The sequence below is a fragment of the Streptomyces triticirhizae genome, assembly GCF_003696235.1.
GTDB lineage: Bacteria > Actinomycetota > Actinomycetes > Streptomycetales > Streptomycetaceae > Streptomyces > Streptomyces triticirhizae.
On sequence record NZ_RFFJ01000002.1, the window covers coordinates 83,552 to 108,225 of the forward strand.

A 24,674-nucleotide genomic window follows, 5' to 3' on the forward strand; every position below is an offset into this window, starting at 1 on the left:
GAGGCGCGCAAGCCCGCAGCGCGTCTTATAGCATACGGGGGCATCCGATCAGGGTCAATGCGCGGTTCGCCCCACGAGGGGCGCTATTGGGCCAAACCTGGCGCTTTTCACCCGGCCCCCGTACCCCCGGAGAGGGCCGCCACGCCGATCACGGCGTGGCGGCCGGACGATCACAGTGCGCGGCGGGTCGCCACGGCGGGCGCGGCCTGTTGCGGCGCGCCGTCCGCGTCGGACTCGTCGGTCCCGTCCTCGTCGCCCTCGCCGGGCTCGTCAGGGTTGTCTGGGTTGTCGGGGTCCTGCGGGTCGTCGGGGTCGGGGCACTCCTCGCCCTCGCCCGGCTCCTCCTCGTCATCGCCCGGCTCGCCCTCATCGCCTTCGCCGGGCTGGTCCGGCTCGTCGGGCGTCCCGGTGTCGTCGTCCTCGCCTGGCTCGCCGGGCTCAGCCGGCCGCTCCTCCGGGTCCTCCGGGCCCTCCGGGTCCTCCGGGTCCTCGGGGCACTGCGGCTCGCCCGGCTCGTCGGGGTCCTCGCCACCCGGCTCCTCCGGCTCGTCGGGCTCGTCCGGCTCGTCCGGCTCGTCGGGCTCGTCCGGCTCGTCGGGACGCTCCTCGTCGGGGTCCGTCGGGCGGACCTCGCCGCCGGACTCGGCCGGCGGGCGGGGGGCGGTCTCGTCCCGCTGCCCCGGCCGCTGGGGGCGGGGCTCGCCCCGGTCGGGGCGCTCGTCGGGGCGGCCGGAGTCGTCCGGGTTCCCCGGGCCGGGGCTGCCGGGGAGGCTGCCCTCGCCGTCGGGCACCTCGTGGGCGCCGTTCCGGTAGTAGTCCAGCCAGGAGCGGACCGTGCGGACGTAGTCCCAGGAGCGGTTGTAGCTGAGCAGGGCCTGGTCGAGGTCGTCCGAGTTCGACAGGTCCCGGTCGTTGGCGCAGAGGTAGAGCCCCGCTGCCAGGGCCGCGTCATAGACGTTGTTCGGGTCGGCGGTGCCGTCGCCGTTGCCGTCGACGCCCCAGCTGGCCCAGGTCGAGGGGATGAACTGCATCGGGCCGACCGCGCGGTCGTACCGGGCGTCGCCGTCGTGGGTCCCGCCGTCGGTGTCGGCGATGTGCGCGAAGCCGTCGCCGTTGAGCACCGGGCCCAGGATGGGGCTGACCGTGGTGCCGTCAGCGGTGACGTCGCCGCCCCTGGCGTGGCCGGACTCGACCTTGCCGATGGCGGCCAGCACCTCCCAGTCCAGCCGGCAGCCGGGGTCGGTCTCGGCCAGCCGGGCGGCGGCCGCGCGGTAGGCGTCGAGCACGGTGGCGGGGATGCCGGCCTCGTCGGGCAGCGGGCCGCCGCCGCCCTGGCCGTTCTCGCGGTCCTCGTCCGGCTCGACGCCGTCCAGCGGCGGCAGGTCGGTGTGGTAGGGCAGCTCGACGGGCGCCTGGCTCGGCTCATCCGCCGGCTCCTCGGCCGAGGAGCGCTCGGCCGGCTCGGGCGGCGGCGAGCTGTCCTGGCTGAAGACGTCGGATGCCTGAGAGGCCGTCAGCGCCGCCATCGCGGCGGCGGCGACCGCCGAGCCCGAGACGCCCCTGCGAATCCTGCTGATGCGCAACCCCACGCGTGCTTCCCCTCGTTGACGCACTCCCTCCGAGACCGACGACGCTAGACCACGGTTGGTTCCCGGGACCAGAACGGCGGGAGGGGGTGGTGTGACGATGTGGCGAACGCGCGTCGGCGCGGGCGCGGGTCAGTGCGCGGCCGCCTCCCAGCTCACGCCGGCGCCCACCGAGACGTCGAGCGGGGCGCGCAGCGTGACCGCGCCCGCCATCTCGCGGCGGACCAGCTCCTCGACCCTGGCCCGCTCGCCGGGCGCGACCTCCAGCACGATCTCGTCGTGGACCTGGAGCAGCATCCGGCTGTGGAGCCGCTCGCGGGTGAGGGCCTCGTCCACCCGGAGCATCGCGATCTTGACGATGTCGGCGGCCGTGCCCTGGATCGGCGCGTTGAGCGCCATCCGCTCGGCCATCTCCCGGCGTTGGCGGTTGGAGCTCGTGAGGTCGGGGAGGTACCGGCGGCGGCCCATCAACGTCTGGGTGTAGCCGACGATCCGCGCCTCCTCCACGACCCGCTGGAGGTAGTCCCGCACGCCGCCGAAGCGTTCGAAGTAGGTGTCCATCAACTTCCGCGCCTCGTCGGGCGCGATGGCCAGCTGCTGGGAGAGGCCGAAGGCGGACAGGCCGTAGGCCAGGCCGTAGCTCATCGCCTTGATCTTGCGGCGCATCTCGGCGTCGACGCCGCCCTTGTCCACCGAGAAGACCTGGGAGGCGACCGTGGTGTGCAGGTCCTCGCCCGAGGTGAACGCCTCGATCAGGCCGGCGTCCTCGGAGAGGTGGGCCATGACCCGCAGCTCGATCTGGCTGTAGTCGGCGGTGAGCAGCGTCTCGTACCCCTCGCCGACCACGAAGCCGCCCCTGATGGCCCGGCCCTCGTCGGTGCGGACCGGGATGTTCTGGAGGTTGGGGTCGGTGGAGGAGAGGCGGCCGGTGGCGGCGACCGTCTGCTGGAAGGTGGTGTGGATGCGGCCGTCGGCGGCGATGGTCTTGATCAGGCCCTCGACCGTGGTGCGCAGCCTGGCCTGCTCGCGGTGGCGCAGCATGATGACCGGCAGCTCGTGCTCGGTCTGTCCGGCGAGCCAGAGCAGGGCGTCGGCGTCCGTGGTGTACCCCGTCTTGGTCTTCTTGGTCCTGGGCAGGCCAAGCTCCCCGAAGAAGACCTCCTGGAGCTGCTTGGGCGAGCCCAGGTTGAACTCGTGGCCGACGGAGGCGTGCGCCTCTTCGACCGCCTGGCGGACGGCCGTCGCGAACTGCTCCTCCAGCGCGGTCAGATGGGGGCGGTCGGCCGCGATGCCGGCGCGCTCCATCCGGGCCAGGAGGGCGGAGACGGGCAGCTCCAGGTCGGTGAGCAGCTCGGCGGCGCCGACCTCGGCGAGCCGGCCGACGAAGACCTCGCCCAGGTCGAGGATGGTGCGGGCCTCGCGCATCAGGGTGTCAGCCTCGGCCGCGTCGTCGGCGCCGAAGGCGAGCTGCCCGTTGTCCTCCGTGGGGCGGGCCAGCTCGCGGCCGAGGAACTCCACGCTGAGGCCGTCGAGCGCGAAGGAGCGCCGGCCGGGCTGCACCAGGTACGCGGCGAGCGCGGTGTCCATGGTGACGCCCTCGACCCGCCAGCCGTGCTCGGCGAAGACCCGGAAGACCTCCTTGGCGCCGTGCAGCACCTTGGGGCGCTCGGGGTCGGCGGCCCAGGCGGCGAACGCCGCCTCGTCCTCGGCGGTCAGCGCCGTCGGCTCGAACCAGGCGGCCGGCCCGTCGGCGGCGGCCAGCGCGACCGCCGCCACGCTGCCGGCGCCCAACTGCCAGCTGTCCAGGGTGGCCAGGCCGAGCGGCGCCGCGCCCCGGGCGGCGAGCCAGGGGCCGAGCGCGCCCTCGCCGAGCAGCTCGCCGGCGATCTCGACGCCCTCGGCGACGGGGATCTCGCTCTCCTCGGCGCCGGGGTCAACGGCGAAGAGGCGGTCCCTGAGGTTGGCGTTGCGGAACTCCAGGGCGTCCAGCAGGCCGGTGACCGCCGCCACGTCGTAGGGCTCGCGGGCCAGGTCGGCCGGGCGGCAGTCCAGCTCGACCTCGCGGTCCAGCTCGGTGAGGACGCGGTTGAGCCTGACCGCCTCCACGTGGTCGCGGAATGCCTGGCCGGCCTTGCCCTTGACCTCGTCGGCGCGGGCCACCAGGTCGTCGAGGGAGCCGAACTGGTTGATCCACTTGGCGGCCGTCTTCTCGCCGACGCCGGGGATGCCGGGGAGGTTGTCCGAGGGGTCGCCACGCAGGGCGGCGAAGTCCGGGTAACGCGCGGGCGACAGGCCGTACTTCTCCAGGACCTTCTCCGGGGTGTAGCGGGTCAGCTCGGAGACGCCCTTGGTCGGGTAGAGAACGGTGATCTGCTCGCTCACCAGCTGGAAGGCGTCTCGGTCCCCGGTGACGATGGAGACCTGGAAGCCCTCGCTCGCGGCCTGGGTGGCGAGCGTGGCGATGACGTCGTCCGCCTCGAAGCCGTCGACGGCGAAGCGGCGCACCCGCATCGCGTCCAACAGCTCGCCGATCAGCTCGACCTGGCCCTTGAACTCGTCGGGGGTGGCGGAGCGGGTGGCCTTGTACTCCGTGTACTTCTCCGAGCGCCAAGTCTTCCGTGAGACGTCGAAGGCGACGGCGAGGTGCGTGGGCGCCTCGTCACGCAGGGTGTTGGCGAGCATCGAGGTGAACCCGTAGATCGCGTTGGTCGGCTGGCCGACCGTGGTACTGAAGTTCTCTGCGGGGAGGGCGAAGAAGGCGCGGTACGCCAGGGAGTGCCCGTCCAACAGGAGCAGGCGGGGCGTCTGGGTGCTCTGCGATGCGTTCTCAACCACGTCGTCGATCCTGCCACGGACCACTGACAGTCCACCTCGGCCGTGCGACGATCGGGCGGACGAGGTCGCGCGTTCCGGCGCCCGGAGAGGCTCGCGGGGGCTCGGAGGGCGACGGGGCCCGGCCCGGGAGTAGAAGGCCAGTAGAGCGGAGAAGTGCAGCCATGGCAGCGAGGCCACCCGCCGATGACCCGGTCCAGGACGCGCCCGAGGTCGGCGCGCCCCAGCGCGCGGCGGCCGGGCTGCCGGCCGTCGGGCACAGCCTGCGGGTCGCCCGGCGGCAGATGGGCGTGCGGCGCACCGCGTTGACGCTGCTGCGCGTCAACCAGCGGGAGGGCTTCGACTGTCCCGGCTGCGCCTGGCCGGAGCCGGCGAAGCCTCATCGGGCCGAGTTCTGCGAGAACGGGGCCAAGGCGGTGGCCGAGGAGGCGACGAGGCGCCGGGTGACGCCGGCGTTCTTCGCGGAGCACCCGCTGGCCGAGTTGGCCGAACGCTCCGGCTACTGGCTGGGCCAGCGGGGCCGGTTGACCGAGCCGATGTATCTGGCTGAGGGCGCGACGCACTACCGGCCGATCGGCTGGGACGAGGCGTTCGACCTGGTGGCCGAGGAGCTGGCCGCGCTGGACTCGCCGGACGAGGCCGTCTTCTACACCTCGGGGCGGACCAGCAACGAGGCGGCGTTCCTGTACCAGCTGTTCGCGCGGGAGTTCGGCACGAACAACCTGCCGGACTGCTCCAACATGTGCCACGAGTCCTCGGGTTCGGCGTTGACGGAGACGCTGGGCGTGGGCAAGGGCAGTGTGCTGTTGGAGGATCTGCACCGGGCCGATCTGATCGTGGTGGCCGGGCAGAACCCGGGCACCAACCATCCGAGGATGCTGTCGGCGCTGGAGCGGGCCAAGCGCGGGGGCGCGCGGATCATCACGGTCAACCCGCTGCCGGAGGCGGGCCTGGAGCGGTTCCGGAACCCCCAGACGGCGCGCGGCCTGGTGGGTGGCGGCACGGCGTTGACGGACCTGTTCCTCCAGGTGCGGATCGGCGGTGACCAGGCGCTGTTCCGGATGCTCAACCGGCTGATCATCGAGCGGGACGCGGTCGACCGCGCTTTCGTCGAGGAACACACCCACGGCTACGCGGCGTTGGCGGCGGCCGCGCGGGCGGCCGAGTGGGACGAGACGCTGGCGGCGACGGGGCTGACCAGGGCGGAGATCGAGCGGGCCCTGGAGATGACGCTGGCGGCGGAGAGCGTGGTGGTGTGCTGGGCGATGGGGCTCACCCAGCATCGGCACGCGGTCCCGACCATTAAGGAAGTGGTCAACTACCTGCTTCTTCGGGGCAATATCGGTCGTCCGGGCGCCGGGGTCTGTCCGGTGCGCGGGCACAGCAATGTGCAGGGCGACCGGACGATGGGCATCGTGGAGCGCCCGAGCGCCGCGTTTCTGGACGCGCTGCGCGCGGAGTTCGGCTTCGAGCCGCCGCGCCAGCACGGCCTGGACGTGGTGAACGCGATCCGCGCGCTGCGCGACGGGCGTGCGAAGGTGTTCTTCGCGATGGGCGGCAACTTCGTGGCGGCCAGCCCGGACACCGAGGTCACCGAACGGGCGATGCGCCGCGCCAGGTTGACGGTGCACGTCTCCACCAAGCTCAACCGTTCGCACTGCGTGACCGGCGCCAGGGCGTTGATTCTGCCCACGCTGGGGCGCACCGAGCGCGATGTCCAGGCGGGTGGCGAGCAGTTCGTCACCGTGGAGGACTCGATGGGCGTGGTGCACGCCTCGCGGGGCCGGCTGCGGCCGGCCTCCGAGCGGCTGCTGTCCGAGCCGGCGATCGTCTGCCGGCTGGCCCGCCGGGTGCTGGGCGAGCGCAGCGCGACGCCCTGGGAGGAGTTCGAGGCGGACTACGCGGCGGTGCGGGCGAGGATCGCGCGGGTGGTGCCCGGCTTCGAGGACTTCGAGGCGCGGGTGAGCCGGCCGGGCGGCTTCACCCTGCCGCACGCGCCGCGCGACGAGCGGCGCTTCCCGACGGCGACGGGCCGGGCCAACTTCTCCGCCGACCCGGTGCGTTGGCCGACGGTGCCCGAGGGCCGGCTGCTGCTCCAGACGCTGCGCTCGCACGACCAGTACAACACCACGATCTACGGCCTCGACGACCGCTACCGGGGGATCACGGGCGGCCGTCGGGTGGTGCTGGTGCGCCCCGAGGACGCGGCGGAACGAGGGCTGGCCGACGGCGACTTCGCCGACCTCACCAGCGAGTGGACCGACGGCACCGAGCGGGTGGCACGCGGGTTCCGCGTGGTGCACTACCCCACCGCGCCCGGGTGCGCCGCCGCCTACTACCCGGAGACCAATGTGCTGGTCCCGCTGGACGCCACGGCCGAGACCAGCAACACCCCGGTGAGCAAGTCGCTGGTGATCCGCCTCACCCCGAGCGCCCGTTGTCAGTGAGAGCTGATAGAACGTCGCCCATGGGCGAAACCAGTGACTCCGTGTTCTCCCCGCAGGTCATCGACGAGTGGGCGGGGCTCGGCATCGACCTGCCGGCCCTCTTCTCGGCGGGCGAGCTGGGCAACCGGATGGGGCTCCGCATCCAACAGGCCGCCCCCGAGCGGGTGGTGGGCACGCTGCCGGTGGCGGGGAACACCCAGCCGTACGGCCTGCTGCACGGCGGCGCCTCCGCCGTGCTGGCCGAGACGCTCGGCTCGGTCGGCGCCATGCTCCACGCCGGCCCCGGCAAGATCGCGGTGGGCGTCGACCTCAACTGCACCCACCACCGGCCGGTGCGCACCGGGACGGTCACCGGGGTGGCCACGCCGGCGCATGTGGGCCGCACCTCGGCCACCTTCGAGGTGGTCATCACCGACGAGCGGGGCAAGCGGGTCTGCACGGCCCGGCTGACCAGCGCGCTGCGGCCGGCCGCCCAGCAGAACGCGGCGCCGGCCGACGCGGGCACGAACACGGACGCGGGCACGAACACCGGCACGGACGCCGGCGACTCCGGGGGGATACGGGCCTGAGGAGCCCTCCGGGGCACCCGGCTTCGGGTGCCCCGGCGCACAACCGGCGGGCGGATCAGGCCGGTTCGCGGGCGTAGATGTCGAGGCGGCCGCAGCCCCGACAGCGCCACGCCTCCACCACCCAGCGCTGGCGCCCCATCAGCCTGGCCCCGCCGAACACGCCCCGGTCCAACGCGCCGGCGATCCACCGGGTGTAGCCCTTGGCGCCCTGCCCCAGGTCCTCCAGGAAGCCGGGCTCCCGTTCCCGGCTCCCGCACTGCCCACACGTCCAGTCGCTCATGATCGGAGCGTAGGGGCACCCGTCCCGCGCGGAGGAGCCGGGAGCGGCGGCTGTGACAGGCCCGTCGCCGAACCGGGACCGTTCCGCCTCTCCACGCCGGCGCCCCTGCCGGAACGACGGTGGGCGGGGGGGGGGGCCCGGGGGGGCCGGGGGCAACCCCCCCCCCCCCCCGGGGGGGGGGGGCGGGGTCCCGCGCCCGGGCCCCCCGGGCCCCCCCCCCCCCCCCCCCCCCCCCCGCCCACCGCACGGAGAGAGCGCCGCGTGGGTCTCCTACTCCACGGCCTCGCCGAGGTAGGCCGCCCGCACCCGGGGGTCGGAGAGCAGCGCGTCCGCCTGGTCCGACATCACGACCGCGCCGGTCTCCAACACATAGCCGTAGTCCGCCAGCCGCAGCGCCTGGGAGGCGTTCTGCTCGACCAGCAGCAGCGTGGTGCCCTGCTCGTTGATCTCCCGGAGGATCTCGAAGATCTGCTGGACGATCAGCGGCGCCAGCCCCATCGAGGGCTCGTCGAGCAGCAGCAGGTCCGGCTTGCCCATCAGGGCACGGCCGATGGCCAGCATCTGCTGCTCGCCGCCGGAGAGGGTGCCGGCGATCTGCTTGCGCCGCTCGGCGAGCACGGGGAAGAGCGTGAAGACCCGCTCCAGGTCGGTGGGGTCGGGCCGGCGCAGGCGGTAGGCTCCCATCTTCAGGTTCTCCAGGATGGTCATCCGGGCGAACACCCGGCGCCCCTCGGGGACATGACCGATCCCGAACCGCACCAGCTCGTGGGACTTGATGCCGTCCACCCGCTCGCCGCGCAGCAGCACATCCCCGGTGCGCGGCCGCAACATGCCCGAGGCCGCCTTGAGCGTGGTCGACTTGCCCGCGCCGTTGGCGCCGAGCAGGGCGACCACCTGCCCGTGGGGCACGGTGAGGCTGACGCCCTTGAGCGCCTCGATCGCGCCGTAGTAGACATGCAGGTCGCGCAGTTCCAGCAGCGGGGTCGGGCCGTCGGTGGCGGCGTCGCCCGGCTGGGGAAGGGCGTCCTTGTCCAGGTTGGTGCTCACCCTCGGTCCTCCTCTGGCGCGGTGCCGGAGGGCCGGCCGTCCGTCTCGCCTGTCCCTTCGGCCGCCTCACCGGCCGCGCCGGTCTCCGTCTCCGTCTCGGCCTCCGCCTGGCGGGCGGCCTCGGCGTGTTCGGCCTGCTCCGCCACCAACTCGGCGACGGCCTCCGACTCCTCGTCGGAGGAGACGCCGAGGTACGCCTCGACGACCGCCGGGTCCTGTTGGACCTCGGCCGGGGTGCCCTCGGCGATCTTCTTGCCGAAGTTGAGCACCGCGACCCGGTCGGCGACGGACATCACCAGCCGCATGTCGTGCTCGATCAGCAGCACGCTCACGTCGAGTTCGGTGTTGATCCGCCGGATCAGCCGCTCCAGGTCCCGCTTCTCGGTCGGGTTGGTGCCGGCCGCCGGCTCGTCGAGGAGCAGCAACTCGGGCCGGGTGCCCAGCGCCCTGGCGATCTCCAGGCGGCGCTGCTCGCCGTAGCTGAGCGCCGAGGCCAGCTCGTTGATCCGGTGCTCAAGGCCGACGAAGGACAGCACCTCGTGTGCCCTGGCGTCGCTCTCCCGCTCGTCGCGCCGGGCGTTGGGCAGCCCGAGCATGATCGAGATGGGGTCGGTCTTCTGCCGGGTCTCCACCGCGATCTTGACGTTCTCCAGCACGGTGAGCGCGCCGAAGAGCCGGATGTTCTGGAACGTCCTGGCCACCCCGAGCCGGCTGACCTTGTGCGGCTTGCGGCCGCGCAGCTCGTGCGCGCCGCCCGATCGGGGCCGGAAGGTGATCCGGCCCTCCTGCGGGTGGTAGGCGCCGGTCAGCGAGTTGAACAGGGAGGTCTTGCCCGCCCCGTTGGGCCCGATCACGGCGAGGATCTCGCCCCGGCCGACGCGCAGTTCCACGGCGTTGAGGCTGGTCAACCCGCCGAAGCGGAGCGTGACCCCGGTCGCGTGGAGCACGTCGTCGGCCGTCTTCGCGGCCGGCCCGGCGGTCTGTCCACTGGTCCTGGTCGTCATCCCTGCGCACCTCCCGGCTGCGCGCCCAGCGCGTCGGCGGAGCCGGTGCCCTCCTGGGACATCCGCAGCTCCCGCTGCCTGCGCCGCGAGGGCCACAGCCCCTGCGGCCGGTAGATCATCATGACCACCAGCAGGCCGCCCAGATACATGTAGCGGTCCTGGGCGTCGACGGTGTCCCGCAGGTACTCCGGGAGCCAGACCAGGATCGCGGTGCCGAGCAGCACCCCGGGGATGGAGCCCATCCCGCCGAAGACCACGTAGGACAGCACCAGCACGGACATCAGCACCAGGAACATCTCGGAGTTGATGAAGCCCAGCTTGCTGGCGTAGATCACCCCGGCGATGCCGGAGGTGGAGGCGCCGATGGCGAACGCCAGCAGCTTGAAGCGGACGGTGTCCACGCCGGTGGAGGCGGCGGCCACCTCGTCCTCCCTGATGGCCGTCCAGGCCCGGCCGACCCGCGAGTGCTCCAGGCGGAGGAAGAGGAACAACACGCCGATGATGAAGGCGAGTTGCAGCCAGTAGTAGGGCGCCGGGTCCAGGCCCCACTCGTAGGACCAGAAGCCCAGGTCGAGGGAGAAGCGGTCCGAGTTCGCACCCCGGGTGCCGCCGGTGAACTCCGTCCAGTTCTTGGCCGTCAGATAGACGATCTCGTGGAAGCCCAGGGTGACGATGGCGAGATAGTCGCCGCGCAGCCGGAGTGTCGGAGCGCCCAGCAGCACGCCGGCTATGAGGCAGGTGAGCACCGCGATGGGCACCACCAGGAAGTTGTTCAGTTCGACCGGCGGCTCGACCGGAAGCCCACCGGTCCAGAACGCGGCGCTGTAGGCGCCGATCGCGAAGAACGCGATGAAGCCGAGGTCCAGCATTCCGGCCCAGCCCACGACCACGTTCAGGCCGATGGCGATCAGCAGGAACATGCCGATCTGGTCGACCATGACCTGCTGCCAGAAGGTGCTGACCATCAGCGGCAGCATGATCAACACGAGCAGCAGCGCGCCCAGTCCGCCGGCCTGGTAGGCGCGGTGCCCCCGGAAGAGCGTCGACAGCCGGCGCCCTCCGTCGGCCACCCGGCGCACCTGCCCGGCGAGGCCGCCGGGCGCGGCCTTCGCCGTCCCGTCCTCGGGCAGCGGCGCGGCCGCCGCCTTCACCCTGGCGAGCGCCTGGCGCGCCCAGTCCTGGAAGAACTCCCGAACGGCCCAGATGGCCAGGAAGATGCCCAGCCAGATCCAGATGCCGGTGCCGGTGAAGTTCTCCTCAAGGGCGTAGAACAGGTCGTTCCGCACCCCCTGCACGCCGGTGACCTGGGCCATCACGACCGCCGTCACCACCATGGCCACCAGCCGCTTGAAGCGCGGCCGCTGGTACCAGGACTGCTTGCGCAGCCTGGCCGCCGACGGCGTCTTTCCCGCCGTGACTTCGAGGCTCATGCTGCCCTCCCCACACGCTCGCCGAGCAGGCCGGTCGGCCGGAACATCAACACCAGGACCAGCACGGCGAAGGCGCCCACATAGCGCCAGGCGTCGCTCCAGATCTCCACCGTGAACGCCTCGACCACGCCGAGGAGCAGCCCGCCGAGCACGGCGCCCCTGACGTTGCCGATGCCACCGAGCACGGCGGCGGCGAACGCGGTGATGCCGGGCAGGAAGCCCATCGTGTACTCGACCTGGAGGTTGGTGCCGAAGAGGAAGCCCGCGACGCCGCCGAGGAGGCCGCCCAGCACGAAGGTGCGGGAGACGACCTTGTCGATGTCGACGCCCATCAGCGAGGCGACCTCGGGGTCCTGGGCCACGGCGCGGATACCGGAGCCCAGCTTGGTCCGGTTCACGATCACGTCGACGGCGGCCAGCATCACCAGGGCAGCGCCGACGATGATCAGCTGGGTGATGCTGACCCTGGTGCCGAACACGGTGAAGACGGTCTTGTTCTCGTACATGGTCGGCATGGCGATCGGATAGCGACCGAAGAGCTTGCCGGCCAGGTTGTAGAGAAAGAACGAGGCGCCGATCGCCGTGATCAGAAAGACCAGTCGAGGCGCGTTCCGTCTCCGCAACGGGCGATAGGCCGCCTTCTCAAGTCCGAAGGCAATCGTGCCACCGAGGATGGCTCCCGCACATATACCGAGAAGAACGTAGACCGCGGACTGCATACCGGAGGGATCGACGGCCGGCTCCACGATGGTGAGCGCGATAACGCCGCCGAAACCGCCGGCCATAAAGACCTCGCTGTGCGCGAAGTTCAGGAGCTGCAACACGCCGTAGACAAGCGTGTAGCCGATGGCGATGACGGCATAGAGGGAGCCGAGCACCAAGCCCAGGACAAGAACGTCCCAGCTATCGGAAAGGGACATGGACGGAACTTCCTTGTGGGAACAGGCGGCAGAGGTGTGTCCGAGGAAGGCGGGGCGGCCGGTTCACGGCCGCCCCGCCGTTGTCCTCACGGCGTGTCAGCCGCCGACCAGTTCGTCGACGTTGCCCACGTAGCCGCGGACGCCCTCTTCGACCTGGTAGAGGAAGATCCCCTCGTTCTCGAACTCACCGGTGTCGGTGAAGGAGAAGGTCTTGGTCAGGCCCTCGTACTCACCGCTGGCCAGCGCCTCGTAGACCGCCTGGCGGTTCACGTCGCCGTCGAGACCGGCGATGGTCTGGATGATCATGTTGGCGACGTCGTAGCTCTCCGCCGAGTAGGTGCCCGGCGCCTCGCCGTACTCCTCCTGGTAGCGGTCGGCGAAGTCCTGCGTGGCTTCCTCGGCGCTGGCGTCCGTGCAGGGGCAGGTCAGGTACCAGCCCTCGGAGGCCCCGCCGGCCAGGTTGATGAACTCGTCGTCGTTGGAGCCGTCGCCCGAGATGCCGATGCCCTCGAAGCCGGCCTCGGCGAGGCGGGTGGCGAACGGGCCAAGCGCCTCGTAGTAACCCGCGTAGATCAGCGCGTCGACGTTCGCGGACGTCACGGTGCGCGCCGCGCTGCCGTAGTCCACGGTGTCGGCCGGGACGCTCTCCCGCTGGGCCTGGAGGCCGGCGGCCTCCAGCTCCTCCATCGCCACGTCGGCGAGGCCCTCGCCGTACGGGGTGACGTCGTCGATGACCATCACGGACTCGACGTCGTCCTGGGAGGCCAGGAACCTGGCCATCGCGCTGCCCTGCGCGTTGTCGTTCGGCACGGCGCGGAGGAAGGTCGGGAAGCCCTCCTCGGTGATCGTCGGGTTGGTCGCCGACGCGGAGACCACGGCGAGGCCGGCCTGCCCGTAGAGCGGCGCGGCCACGAAGGTCGGGCCGGAGAACGCGGGGCCGACGACGGCCATCACGTCCGGGTCGTCGATCGCGGACTGGGCGGCCGACGTGGACTGGCCCTCCGCGCCCTGGTCATCGGCCGGCTTGTACTCGATGGTGAAGTCGTACTCGCCGCTTTCGTTGGCCTCCTTGATGGCGAGCTGGACCCCGTTCTCCATGTTCTCGCCGAGCGCGACGTTCTGTCCCGAAAGGGGGCCCTGGTAGGCGATCTTGTAGGTGTCTCCGCCACCGCCCCCTCCGTCCCCGTCGTCGCTACAAGCGGTAAGAAGGAGCGCACCGGCGGCCACCGGTATCGCGAGTCGCACGATGGATTTGTTGAGCACTTGGTAAACCCCCTGGAACGAGCCCAGACATGTCGGCACCGCACGACGTCCATGCACCACGCACTCTGGTGCGGCGTGCAGCGGAATCTATTGCCCCGCAAGCTGCACGAACACAGTGTCGCGACAGATGTGATCGCCTCGTGACCTGCGGCACATGCCGGAAACAGAACATAACTGCCCGGTTAGCGGACGATCCGGACACCTGTCCAGTGGTCGAAGGTCCCCAATTCCCAAAAGCACAAGCGCACGCCGGAGAATGCTCCGGCGTGCGCTGTCAAGAGGGCGCCCCTGGGCGCAACGAGCCTGATTTTACGGAGAGTTAACTCCGCGCGCGGCTCACTTCTGCTGCTTCTGCCGCTTCTCCTCGGCGTCCTGGATCACGGCCTCGGCCACCTGGCGCATCGAGAGCCTGCGGTCCATGGAGGTCTTCTGAATCCACCGGAAGGCGGCCGGCTCGGTCAGCCCGTACTGGGTCTGGAGCACGCTCTTGGCCCGGTCGACCAGCTTGCGGGTCTCCAACCGCTGCGCCAGGTCGGCGACTTCGCCGGCCAGGCTGCGCAGCTGCTGGTACCGGGAGACGGCGATCTCGATGGCGGGCACCACGTCGCTCTTGCTGAACGGCTTGACCAGGTACGCCATCGCGCCCGCGTCCCTGGCCCGCTCCACCAGGTCGCGCTGGGAGAAGGCGGTCAGCATCAGCACCGGCGCGATGTTGTCGGCGGCGATCTTCTCGGCGGCCGAGATGCCGTCCATCACCGGCATCTTCACGTCGAGGATGACCAGGTCGGGGTTCAGCTCGCGGGCCAACTCGACGGCCCGCTGACCGTCCCCGGCCTCACCGACGACGGTGTAGCCCTCCTCCTCCAGCATCTCCTTCAGGTCGAGGCGGATCAGCGCCTCGTCCTCGGCGATCACGACACGGGTGGTGAGGGGCGGGACGTGGGCGCTGTCCGAGGTGACCGCCTCGTCGGGGACATCCGCCGGGGTGTCGTGCTCATCAGGGACGTCGGGGGTGCTCACGTTGCTCCTCAGTTCTCCGCTCGGTTCTCCGCCAGCTGGGGGGCCACCCCCGAGCCTACCTAGTCGGTGGCCGGTCGCAGGCACCAGCCGGAAGCCTATAGACTGCCGTGGCGTCGCCTGCCGGGTTGGTGGAACGGCATACACGGAGGTCTCAAACACCTCTGCCCGAAAGGGCTTGCGGGTTCGAATCCCGCACCCGGCACCGTTTTTCTTTTTCGGGGAGGCCCGCCCCCAGCGGCCGGTCCGCGACGAACGCGCCCGAACCCCACACAGCGCCGCTTGGCGGCGCGCCCCACAGGCCGCAGCGGCCCACCGCGCTTGCCGTCCCCGCGCCGCCTCTGCCCCGAGCCCCACGGCGAGCAGCGCTCCGCACCAGCCCAACACCCGCCGCCCGCAGCCCCCTTGCCGGCCGCGTGCCGACGCACGGCCAACGGCCGGTCTCGCACACCCGCCTGTCCTGGAACGTACGGCCGGGCTCACGCGCCCCGCGCAACAACCGCCGGCGGCGCGGCCCCACCCGCGCACCCCTCACCAGCCACGCGCCAGCGCACGCACAACGGTCCCACCCGGCCACCGGCACACCCCTCGCCGGCCGCGCAGCGCGCCAGCGCGACACCCGGCGGCGCGCCCAGCGCGCCCGCCGGTCCCCGGAACGCACAGCGCGCGGCGTTCAGCGAGGCGCGTCGTCCTCGCCAACGTGGTGGACGCGCACCAGGTTGGTCGAGCCGGGGGTGGCCGGCGGGGAGCCGGCGGTCATCACCACCACGTCGCCGATCCGACAGCGGCCGACGCGCAGCAGCTGCTCGTCCATCACCGTCACCATCTCGTCCGTGGTCCGCACCGTCGGCACCAGATGGGCCTCGACGCCCCAGGTCAGGCTGAGTTGGGCGCGGGTCGCCGGGTCGGGCGTGAAGGCGATCAGCGGGATCGGCGAGCGGTAGCGGGAGAGCCGGCGCGCGGTGTCCCCGCTCTGGGTGAACGCCACGAGCAGCTTCGCGCCGAGGAAGTCGCCGATGTCGGCGGCGGCCCTGGCCACCGCGCCGCCCTGGGTGCGCGGCTTCTCCGCGTCGGCGAGCGGCGTCAGCCCCTCGGCCAGCAGCTCGGCCTCGGCGGCCTCGACGATCCGGCTCATGGTGCGGACGGTCTCCACCGGATAGCGGCCCACGCTGGTCTCGCCGGAGAGCATCACCGCGTCCGTGCCGTCGAGCACCGCGTTGGCGACGTCGGAGGCCTCGGCCCTGGTCGGCCGGGAGGCGTCGATCATGGAGTCCAGCATCTGGGTGGCCACGATCACCGGCTTGGCGTTCCGCTTGGCCAGCCGCACGGCGCGCTTCTGCACCAGCGGCACCGTCTCCAGCGGGACCTCGACGCCCAGGTCGCCCCGGGCGACCATGATCCCGTCGAAGGCGTCGACGATGTCCCGGAGGTTCTCCTCGGCCTGCGGCTTCTCGATCTTGGCGATCACCGGCAGGAAGCGGCCCTCCTCGGCCATGATCCGGTGCACGTCCTTGATGTCGTCGCCGGAGCGCACGAAGGAGAGCGCCACCACGTCGACGCCGATGCGCAGCGCCCAGCGCAGGTCCTCGATGTCCTTGCCGGAGAGGGCGGGCACGGAGACCGCGACGCCCGGCAGGTTGAGGCCCTTGTGGTCGGAGACCAGCCCGCCCTCGACGACGCGGGTGTGGACTTCGGTCTCCGTCACCTCGACCGCCTGGAGCGTCACCCGGCCGTCGTCCACCAGAATGCGCTCGCCCGCCGTCACGTCCTGGGCGAGGCCGGTGTAGGTGGTGCCACAGCGGCGGTGGTCGCCGAGGGTGTCCTCGGTGGTGATGGTGAATTCGTCGTCGCGTTCCAGGAGAACGGGGCCTTCCGCAAAGGCGCCGAGCCGGATCTTCGGGCCCTGGAGATCGGCGAGAATTCCGACGCTGCGGCCGGATTCGGCGGCGGCCTTCCGAACGCGTTGGTAGCGCAGCTCGTGCTCGCGGTGCGCGCCGTGGCTGAGGTTGAGCCTGGCCACGTCCATTCCGGCTTCTACCAGCTCGGTGATCCGCTCCAGCGAGTCGGTCGCGGGGCCCAGGGTGCAGACGATTTTCGCTCGGCGCATGGGGCAACCCTAGGAGTTACCAGCCAGTACCAGACTATCGAGAAGTGACGAGGGGAGGACGGGCTTTTCACAAGAGACCAACAAGCAACAGAATGAGCGCAACGCCGCTCTGATGAGCCGTCCGCGCCTTATCGTTTCTCTTTCCGCGCCCCGACCCGTCCCGACCCCGTCCCGAACCCGCGCGGGCCCCGGCGCCGCCGCGTTCCGCCCCGGTCGGGCCGCCGGCTCGAATCGGCCTGCCCGACCGCGCCGTCGGCGAAACCCCGTGCGCCGGTCAGACGGGAATGCTCCGGGGCGGCGGGAGCGTGCCGGGGAGTTCACGGGGGTCGCGCCGCTCGTGCTCCGCGCCCACCGGCGCCTGCGGCTGGGCCGGCACCCCGAAGGTGGTGAACGCGGAGCGCTCGGGCAGCCGGTAACGCGGCTGGTCCGTCAGCGCGTTGACGATGGTCGCCGCCCGGTGCGCGATCAGCCCCAGGTCGGGTGCGCCCACGCCGTGGGTGTGGCGCTCGGCGTTGAGCACGAAGACGCTGCCGGTGATCTCGGGGCCAAGCGCCAGCCGGTAGTCCTCGTCGACCTGCGGGCGGCCGGCCGCGTCCCGGCCCAGGTCGGCGTCGAGGCCGGCGAGCACGGAGGTCAGCGGGCGCTCGCGGTAACCGGTCGCCAGCACCACGGCGTTGGTCAGCAGTCGGCTGCGGCCGCCCTCCGGCTGGTGGTCGAGGTGGAGTTCCAGCTGGTGGGCGCCGACCCGGCCGGCGGTGCGGACGGCGACGCCCGGGCTGAGCACGGCGTCGGGCCAGCCGTCGGTGACGGTCCGCCGGTACAGCTCGTCGTGGATCTCGCCGAGCGTCTCGTGGTCGATCGCCCGGTACAACTGCCACTGTTCGCGCAGCAGTCGGTCCCTGACCGGCTCGGCCAGCTCGCGGAAGTAGCGGGCGTAGTCGGGCGTGAAGTGCTCCAGGCCGAGCTTGCTGTACTCCATGGGCGCGAAGGCCGGGCTGCGGCTGATCCAGTGCAGCCGCTCGGCGCCAGCGGGGCGGCGGCGCAGCAGGTCGAGGAAGACCTCGGCGCCGGACTGGCCGCCGCCGATGACCGTGATGTGGCCCGCCTCCAGCAGCCGCTCGCGGTGCTCCAGGTAGTCGGCCGAGTGGATCACGGGCGCGGTGGCGCGGGCGTCGATCAACGGCCGCAGCGGCTCGGGGACATGGGGTGCGGTGCCGATGCCGACGGCGAGGTTGCGGGCGTACACCCGGGCCGTGCCCGGGGAGGCGGGGCCGGCGCCGGGCGCGAGCGGGGTGAGGTCCACGTCGAACACGGCGTGCTCGGCGTTCCAGCGGACGCTGTCCACCCGGTGCTGGAAGTGGAGCGAGGGCAGCTGCTCGCTGACCCAGCGGCAGTAGTCGTCGTACTCGACGCGCGGGCAGTGGAAGCGCTCCGAGAAGTAGAACGGGTAGAGCCGCCCCTGGTGCCTGAGGTAGTTGAGAAAGCTCCAGGGGTTGGTGGGGTCGGCCAGCGTCACCAGGTCGGCGAGGAAGGGCACCTGGAGCGTGGTGCCGTCGATCAACAGTCCCGGGTGCCAGCGGAACTCGGGGCGCTGCTCGTACCACGCGGCGCGCAGGTCGGGGTGGTCGTCGGCGAGCGCGGCCAGGGCGAGGTTGGCGGGTCCGATGCCCACCCCGACCAGGTCGAGGGGGTAACGGGGGTCAGCGGCGGTCATCCGGCGGCTTCCTTTGGCTGGGGAGGGGTTTGGGGAGAGGCTTGGGGAGGGGGTGGGCGGGGGTCTGGGGGAAGGGTGCGGGACGGTCCCCGGGGGGCGCGGGGTCGGCGGCGCGCTCCAGCACGAGCTTGAGCAGGGCTGCCAGATCGCTCTCCTGCGTCCGGGGGTTGAGCAGGGTGGCCTTGAGCCACAGCGTCCTCCGGCCGCTGGCGTCGGGGGCCCAGGCCCGGCCGAGCACGGTGCTGCCGTCGGCGAGCAGCCGGCGGCGGACGGCGGCGACGCGCTCGTCGTCGACGCCGGTGGGGCGGAACAGCACCGTGCTGATGGCGGGTGGGGCGTGCAGGGTCAACCCGGGCTCCTCGGCGATCAGTTGGGCCAGCAGCCGGGCGGCGGCCAGCACGTCGTCCACCAGGGCGGCGAGCCCGGCGCGGCCCAGGGCGCGCAGGGTGACGGCGATCTTGAGGACGTCGGCGCGGCGGGTGGTGCGCAGCGAGCGGCCGAGCAGGTCGGGCAGGCCGGCCTCGGTGTCGTCGTCCGCGTTCAGGTAGTCGGCCCGGTGGGCGAGTGGTATGAGGGCGGACCGGTCGGGGACGGTCAACAGCCCGGCGGCGATGGGCTGCCAGCCGAGCTTGTGCAGGTCGAGGGTGACGGTGTCGGCGCGTTCGACGCCGGCGAGCAGGTGGCGGTGGCGGGCGCTGAAGAGCAACGGGCCGCCGTAGGCCGCGTCCACGTGGAGGCTGGCGGGGCGGCGCCGGCGCTCGTCGGCGACCAGGTCGGCGAGGGCGGGCAGCGGGTCGATGGCGCCGCTGTCGGTGGTGCCGGCGGTGGCCACCAGCAGGGCGTGCGCCCCCGGTGGGAGGCGCTCGAAGGCGGCGCGCACCGCCGCCGGGTCGAGCACCCCGCGCGGGGTGGGCAGGGTGAGCGGCGCGGGCAGGCCCATCAGCCAGGTCGCGCGCCGGGTGCTGTGGTGGGCGTTGGCGCCGCAGATGACCCGGGGCGCGGCGGGGTGGCGCTCGCGGGCCAGCAGCACGCCCAGCAGGTTGGACTCGGTGCCGCCGGTGGTGACCAGGGCGTCGGGGGACGGGCCCGACGGGTGGACCAGCGCGGCCAGTTCGGCGGTGACCCGGGCCTCCAGGGCGGAGGCGGCGGGTGCCTGGTCCCAGGAGTCGAGCGAGGGGTTGAGCGCGCTGGCCGCGAGGTCGGCGGCGGCGGCCACGGCCAGCGGCGGGCAGTGGAGGTGCGCGACGCAGTGCGGGTCGGCCGGGTCGGCCGCGCCGCGCGCCAGCGCGTGCACCAGGGCGCCCAACGCCTCGTGCGCGCCGGTGCCGTGCTCGGTGAGGATCGTTCCGCCGATGGTCGCGTCGGGCGCGGCCGGCCCGCCGGCCGGGAGCGGGCCACAGCGCTCGGCGGCGCCGTCGGCGAGCGCGGTGAGCACCGTCTCCAGCAGCGGGCGCAGGCTCGCGGCCCCTGAGCAGCCGCCGGCGAGCAGCGTCGAATCGAGCGGGATGGGGGCAGGCATGTGCGGGACTCTCCAACGGCCGACGGGGCGTGGGTTCGCATGGGTTCGCATGGAATCGCGTGGACAGCCCAAACGCTATGCGGTACTTCGTGCCCCACCCGCCACTTTGGCCCGCTTTCCCCCGATAGAGCGAAGCGGGCCGGCGCGCCACCCCTCCGAGGTGGTAAGGGGACCCTAACCCACCGGCGGGCCGGTGGGTCCCGGTTCCGCCTCAGCCGGCCGCGCGGACCCGCAACGCCCGCCGCAGATCGTCGAGTTGGTCCGCCAGGGCGCGGCGCAGCGCCGGCGTCGGACGGTCGGAGGCCAGGCACTCCTCGCCCAGCGCGAGCGTGGTGGCGTCGGTGAACGGGTGGGGGAAGCCGTCGCGTCCGACGGCCGTCGCCAGGGCGTGGCCCCGGCGCTCGGCGAGCGCGGTGGCGGCCGGGAAGTAGCGCGGCACGTAGCCGGCCAGCAGCTCGCGCTGCTCCACCTGCCAGAAGCCGTGCGCGGTCGCCGTGAAGAGGTAGTTGGAGAGCCGGTCCTCGGGATCGAACATCGCCTCCCAGGCCGCCTCCTTGGCCGCCACGTCCGGCAGCGCGGCCCGGCAGCGGGCGGCGCCCCGCTGGCCGGTGGCGCCGGGGTCGCGGGCGGCCTCGGCGTCGATCTCGCCCCGGTCGACGGCGCCCAACACGGCCAGCCGGTGCAGGAGTTGCCAGCGCAGGTCCTGGTCGAGTTCGGGCCCGCCCGGCACCGCGCCGGCGCGCCACCACTCCAGCAGGGCGTCCGGGGCGTCGGCGGCGTCGATGGCGGCGCGGACCGCGACCAGCTGCCGGGCCCCGTCGCCCGGCGAGCCGGCACGCAGCCGGTCGGTGATCTCCCGGACCAGGGCGAGCGCCTCGGCGCGCCGGTCGTCGGGCAGGTAGCGCCCGGCGAGCGGGCCGCCGGCGAAGCCGAGCACCCCGCTGACGATCACGGTCGCGCTCTCGTCCGGCAGGTGGCGCCTCGCGGCCTCCAGGTAGTCGAACGGGGCGAGTTCGCCGTCCCTGACCATGTCGCGCGCCGCGTTCCACACCACGGTGCGGCTGAGCGCGTCGGGCAGGCTGGGCAGGGTGCGCAGCGCGGTGTCCCAGGAGCGTTCGTCCAGACGGACCTTGGCGTAGCTGAGGTCCCCGTCGTTGACCACCAGGAGGTCGGGGCGGGAGCCGGGGAAGGTGTGCTCGACGGTGGCGGTGCCGGCCCCCGGGGTCTCGCCCGCCGGCAGCTCGATCTCGTACCCGGCGCGGGGCAGGACGCGTTCGGGCCGGGTGGGGTCGATGTCGTAGGCGCCGAGCCGCAGTCGGTGCGGACGGCCGCCGCTGTGGGTGAGGGTCAGCCGCCAGCGGTCGTCGGGGCCGTCCTCGGCGACGGGCGCGAGGGTGTCGGGGCCCGAGGTGCGCAGCCAGGCGTCGGCCCAGTCGTGCACGGGGCGGCCGGAGGCGCGGGCCATCGCGTCGATGAAGTCGGCGAGGGTGGCGTTGCCGAAGCGGTGGCGGGCGAAGTGGTCGTTGATCCCGGCGAGGAAGGTCTCCTCGCCGAGCCAGGCGACGAGTTGGCGCAGCGCGGAGGCACCCTTGGCATAGGAGATGCCGTCGAAGTTGAGCCAGGCGGAGGCGGTGTCGGGCACGGCGTCGGGCCGGGGCGCGACCGGGTGGGTGGAGGGGCGTTGGTCGGCGTCGTAGCCCCAGGACTTGCGGGTGACGGCGAACTCGGTCCAGGGCGTGTACGCGGTGGCGTCGTGGAGGACCTGGTAGCCGAGGAACTCGGCGAAGGACTCGTTGAGCCAGACGTCGTCCCACCAGCGCAGGGTGACCAGGTCGCCGAACCACATGTGCGCCATCTCGTGCGCGATGACGACGCCCCGCACCTCGCGCTCGGTGTCGGTGACGGCGGACTGGAAGACGAAGGTGTCGCGGAAGGTGACCAGGCCCGGGTTCTCCATGGCGCCGGCGTTGAACTCGGGGACGAACGCCTGGTCGTAGGAGTCGAACGGGTAGGGCTCGTCGAAGATCTCGTGGTAGCGGTCGTAGCAGCGCCGGGTGATGTCGAACAGCTCCTCGGCGTCCCGGTCGAGGTCGGCGGCGAGCGAGCGGCGGGCGTGGAGGCCGAGGGGCAGCCCGGCGTGTTCGGTGGTGACCGAGTGGTACGGGCCGGCGACCACGGCCAGCAGGTAGGTGGAGATCGGCGGCGTGGGCGCGATGTGCCAGCGGCCCGGCCGGTCGGCCTCGCGGGTGGCGCGGCCGTTGCCGAGCACGGTCCACTCCTCGGGCGCGGTGACGGCCACCTCGAAGACGGCCTTGAGGTCCGGCTGGTCGAAGGCGGCGAAGACCAGCGGGGCGTCGGTCATGCAGCACATGGTGTAGAGGTAGGTCAGCCCGTCGGCCGGGTCGGTGAACCGGTGCATCCCCTCGCCGGTGCGCGAGTAGGGCATCTCGGCGACCACGGTCAACTCGTGCGCGCCGGCGGCGAGTCCGGTCAGCGGCAGCCGGCCGTCCACCAGGTCGGCCGGGTCCAGCCGCCGGCCGTCGAGGGTGGCGGAGGCGAGCGTGGTGGGGCGGAGTTCGACGAAGGTGGCGCCGGCCTCGTGGGCCGTGAAACGAACGGTGGTCGTCGAGCCGAAGACGTCCTCGCCCCGGGTGAGGTCGAGGTCGACGGTGTAGCGCTCGACGGAGATCAGCCGGGCTCGGGCTTCGGCTTCCAGACGGGTCAGTGTTGCCATGGCGTCATGCTGCCGCACGCCGGGGCCGGGGGCCCAACGGGTTAGCCGGGTCGGCGCGTTGGCCCGGCCGGACGCGGGGCCGGAGGGCCGCACCGGCCGCAGCGCGGTACCGGAACCCGGCCCGGGGCCGTCCACATGGGAGAACGCGCAGGTCACGGGCGCGCGTCCGGGGCCGCCCGCGGATTGGTCCAGTCCAAAGCCTTGACGCCCCGGAGGGCCGCCCCTTGAATCGGGTGCCGGAGCGAAGGGACCGCCGGAGCGAGAGCCGCTCCGGCCGTCAGGACCCTGCCACGCCCCCGGCAGGCGACGCCCCGAGGCACCCGGCGACCCCACGCGCCGTCGACACACCAATCCCCCACTCCCGCACCGGAATCGGATGGCACTCGTGACTCCACCCCCACAGGACCACACCGCCCGCCCGTCCCGCACCACCCGGCGCCTCGCCGCCACCGCCGCCGCCCTGCTGGCGGCCGGCGGCCTGGCGCTGAGCCAACTGCCCAGCGCCGGCGCCGAGGAGGCGCTCGCCGCGCCCGCCGACACCGTCCGGCCCGCGGCCGAGGCGATGACCGTCGCGCCCTACCTCTACAACGGGTGGGGCAACCCGCCGGACCCCACCACGGTGATGGACGCCACCGGCGTCTCCTGGTTCACCCTCGCGTTCGTCCTCAGCAACGGCTACTGCGACCCGCAGTGGGACGGGCAACGCCCGCTCACCGGCGGCGTCGACGAGCAGACCATCGAGACGGTCCGCGCGGCCGGCGGCGACGTGATCCCGTCGTTCGGCGGCTGGAGCGGCAACAAGCTGGAGTCATCCTGCGGCACCGCCGAGGAACTGGCCGCCGCCTACCAGCAGGTGATCGACGCCTACGGGCTGGCCGCGATCGACATCGACATCGAGGCCGACGCGTACGACGACCCGGCCACCCAACAGCACACCGTGGACGCGCTGTTGGCCGTCCAGGCGGCCAACCCCGGCCTGAAGGTCTACATCACCTTCGGCACCGGCCAGAACGGGCCCGACACCAGCCTGATCCAGCGGGCCGCCGACTCGGGCCTGACCGTGGACGGTTGGACGATCATGCCGTTCAACTTCGGCGGCAACGGCCAGGACATGGGCCAGCTCACCGTCCAGGCCGCCGAGGGCCTGAAGAACTCGCTGGTCGAGATCTACGGCTACGGCGAGGAGGAGGCCCACTCCCACATGGGCATCTCCTCGATGAACGGCACCACCGACGTCGGCGAGACCATCACGCCCGCCGACTTCGAGACGATCCTCGGCTACGCCCAGGAGGTCCAGCTCTCCCGGCTGACCTTCTGGTCCGTCAACCGGGACCGGCCCTGCGAGGGCGGCGGCGCCGACAGCTGTTCCGGCGTCGACCAGGAGCCCTGGGAGTTCACCGGCGTGCTCGCCCGCTACCTCGACTGAGCCGCCCACCGGAACGACCGGGCCGGCCCCCCGCCCCGGCCCGGTCGTTCCCGTTCTCGTGGGTTCGGGCCCGGTCAGGCGAACGGGGCGCCCGCCTCGACCAGGCCGAACGACCGGGCGGCGGCGGCCGCCTCGCCCCGCGAGGCCACGTCCAACTTGTCCAGGATGTTGGCGACATGGAACTTCACCGTGTGCTCGCTGATGCCCAGCAGCTCCGCGATCCGCCGGTTGCGGTGCCCCGAGGAGAGCAGGCGCAGCACGTCCAGCTCCCGTGGGTTGAGTGAGGCCGGCGGCTGCTGGCGCTGCCCCTTCGCCGAGGCCAGCGGCAGCGCCACGACCAGGGTGGTGCCCCAGCCCGGCACCGCGTCCAGCGTCACCTCGGCGTCCAGCGCCGCCAGTCCTTCGGCCAGCCGCCGGATGCCGGGATGGTCGGTCGTCAACTCGCCGGGCCCGTCGTCCCGCACCGACAGCCGCAGCGCCCCGCCGTCCACCGTCCAGGCCACCCGCACCCGGCCGAGACCCGGCTGCTCCAGCATCGTCAACACGGCGCCGCGCACCGTCGCGTAGGCCGCGTCGGCGACGGGGGCCGGCAGCGGCCGGTCCGGCTCCTCGGGCTCCCCCAGCTCCAGCCGCACGTCGTTGTGTCGCATCAACAGCACCAGCTTGTCGGCCAGTCGGGAGAAGACGTCCGCCACGCTCTCCGCCGGGCCGCCCGCGCCCGGCCCGCGCTCGCCCGCCGCCCGCAGCTCCACCAGCGCGGCGGCGGCCAGGTCGGTCGC

Annotated in this window: 17 protein-coding genes and 1 tRNA gene; 4 read left to right on the plus strand and 14 right to left on the minus strand. The window is 72.7% G+C overall.

Features of this window, described 5'->3' with window-relative positions:
- Positions 1-170 precede the first annotated feature (170 nt).
- Together EBN88_RS00980 and polA are read right to left on the minus strand one after the other, a co-directional pair.
- Positions 171-1,589: a lytic transglycosylase domain-containing protein gene (locus EBN88_RS00980; protein WP_233580360.1), complete on the minus strand. Its 1,419-nt coding sequence runs from the start codon at positions 1,587-1,589 to the stop codon at positions 171-173.
- A gap of 129 nt (positions 1,590-1,718) precedes the next feature.
- Positions 1,719-4,421, minus strand: coding sequence for a DNA polymerase I (gene polA / locus EBN88_RS00985; RefSeq protein WP_122181859.1), 2,703 nt, complete (start codon positions 4,419-4,421; stop codon positions 1,719-1,721).
- A gap of 161 nt (positions 4,422-4,582) precedes the next feature.
- Here polA and EBN88_RS00990 point away from each other — a divergent pair, with 161 nt between their 5' ends.
- Together EBN88_RS00990 and EBN88_RS00995 are read left to right on the plus strand one after the other, a co-directional pair.
- Positions 4,583-6,865 (plus strand): FdhF/YdeP family oxidoreductase, encoded by a 2,283-nt coding sequence (locus EBN88_RS00990; RefSeq protein WP_122181839.1) that lies wholly within the window; start codon positions 4,583-4,585, stop codon positions 6,863-6,865.
- A 20-nt stretch (positions 6,866-6,885) separates the two neighbouring features.
- Positions 6,886-7,434 (plus strand): hotdog fold thioesterase, encoded by a 549-nt coding sequence (locus EBN88_RS00995; protein ID WP_122181840.1) that lies wholly within the window; start codon positions 6,886-6,888, stop codon positions 7,432-7,434.
- A 55-nt stretch (positions 7,435-7,489) separates the two neighbouring features.
- On the opposite strand, the gene EBN88_RS01000 is transcribed toward EBN88_RS00995, so the two are convergent.
- The 7 genes from EBN88_RS01000 to EBN88_RS01030 form a co-directional block, all read right to left on the minus strand.
- Complete coding sequence (locus tag EBN88_RS01000) at positions 7,490-7,714, minus strand: hypothetical protein (protein ID WP_122181860.1); 225 nt, start codon at positions 7,712-7,714, stop codon at positions 7,490-7,492.
- Positions 7,715-7,984: 270 nt separating this feature from the next.
- Complete coding sequence (locus EBN88_RS01005) at positions 7,985-8,749, minus strand: ABC transporter ATP-binding protein (RefSeq protein WP_122181861.1); 765 nt, start codon at positions 8,747-8,749, stop codon at positions 7,985-7,987.
- An 8-nt stretch (positions 8,750-8,757) separates the two neighbouring features.
- Positions 8,758-9,765 carry an ABC transporter ATP-binding protein gene (locus EBN88_RS01010; protein WP_122181841.1) on the minus strand — a complete coding sequence of 336 codons (1,008 nt, stop codon included), beginning with the start codon at positions 9,763-9,765 and terminating at the stop codon, positions 8,758-8,760.
- A complete protein-coding gene (locus EBN88_RS01015; RefSeq protein WP_122181842.1) occupies positions 9,762-11,195 on the minus strand; it encodes a branched-chain amino acid ABC transporter permease in 1,434 nt (477 codons plus the stop codon). The genes EBN88_RS01010 and EBN88_RS01015 overlap by 4 nt, the downstream gene beginning before the upstream one ends.
- On the minus strand, positions 11,192-12,115 hold the full coding sequence (locus EBN88_RS01020) for a branched-chain amino acid ABC transporter permease (protein ID WP_122181843.1): 924 nt from the start codon (positions 12,113-12,115) through the stop codon (positions 11,192-11,194). Before EBN88_RS01020 ends, EBN88_RS01015 begins: the two co-directional genes overlap by 4 nt.
- Positions 12,116-12,211: 96 nt before the next feature.
- Positions 12,212-13,360 carry a branched-chain amino acid ABC transporter substrate-binding protein gene (locus EBN88_RS01025; protein WP_233580361.1) on the minus strand — a complete coding sequence of 383 codons (1,149 nt, stop codon included), beginning with the start codon at positions 13,358-13,360 and terminating at the stop codon, positions 12,212-12,214.
- Positions 13,361-13,714: 354 nt separating this feature from the next.
- Positions 13,715-14,398: an ANTAR domain-containing response regulator gene (locus tag EBN88_RS01030; RefSeq protein WP_122181845.1), complete on the minus strand. Its 684-nt coding sequence runs from the start codon at positions 14,396-14,398 to the stop codon at positions 13,715-13,717.
- A gap of 119 nt (positions 14,399-14,517) precedes the next feature.
- On the opposite strand from EBN88_RS01030, the gene EBN88_RS01035 reads away from it, so the two are divergent.
- Positions 14,518-14,600: transfer RNA gene (locus tag EBN88_RS01035), tRNA-Leu, on the plus strand.
- 468 nt (positions 14,601-15,068) lie between these two features.
- On the opposite strand, the gene pyk is transcribed toward EBN88_RS01035, so the two are convergent.
- The 4 genes from pyk to pepN form a co-directional block, all read right to left on the minus strand.
- On the minus strand, positions 15,069-16,502 hold the full coding sequence (gene pyk / locus EBN88_RS01040) for a pyruvate kinase (RefSeq protein WP_122181846.1): 1,434 nt from the start codon (positions 16,500-16,502) through the stop codon (positions 15,069-15,071).
- A 274-nt stretch (positions 16,503-16,776) separates the two neighbouring features.
- Complete coding sequence (locus EBN88_RS01045; RefSeq protein WP_122181847.1) at positions 16,777-18,216, minus strand: lysine N(6)-hydroxylase/L-ornithine N(5)-oxygenase family protein; 1,440 nt, start codon at positions 18,214-18,216, stop codon at positions 16,777-16,779.
- Complete coding sequence (locus tag EBN88_RS01050; protein WP_122181848.1) at positions 18,203-19,735, minus strand: pyridoxal phosphate-dependent decarboxylase family protein; 1,533 nt, start codon at positions 19,733-19,735, stop codon at positions 18,203-18,205. Before EBN88_RS01050 ends, EBN88_RS01045 begins: the two co-directional genes overlap by 14 nt.
- Positions 19,736-19,946: 211 nt before the next feature.
- Positions 19,947-22,469: an aminopeptidase N gene (pepN, locus tag EBN88_RS01055; protein ID WP_122181862.1), complete on the minus strand. Its 2,523-nt coding sequence runs from the start codon at positions 22,467-22,469 to the stop codon at positions 19,947-19,949.
- Positions 22,470-22,845: 376 nt separating this feature from the next.
- Here pepN and EBN88_RS01060 point away from each other — a divergent pair, with 376 nt between their 5' ends.
- Positions 22,846-23,895: a chitinase gene (locus EBN88_RS01060; RefSeq protein ID WP_122181849.1), complete on the plus strand. Its 1,050-nt coding sequence runs from the start codon at positions 22,846-22,848 to the stop codon at positions 23,893-23,895.
- A gap of 74 nt (positions 23,896-23,969) precedes the next feature.
- On the opposite strand, the gene EBN88_RS01065 is transcribed toward EBN88_RS01060, so the two are convergent.
- Positions 23,970-24,674: helix-turn-helix transcriptional regulator (locus EBN88_RS01065; protein WP_147472615.1), on the minus strand; the 705-nt coding region annotated here is incomplete at its 5' end.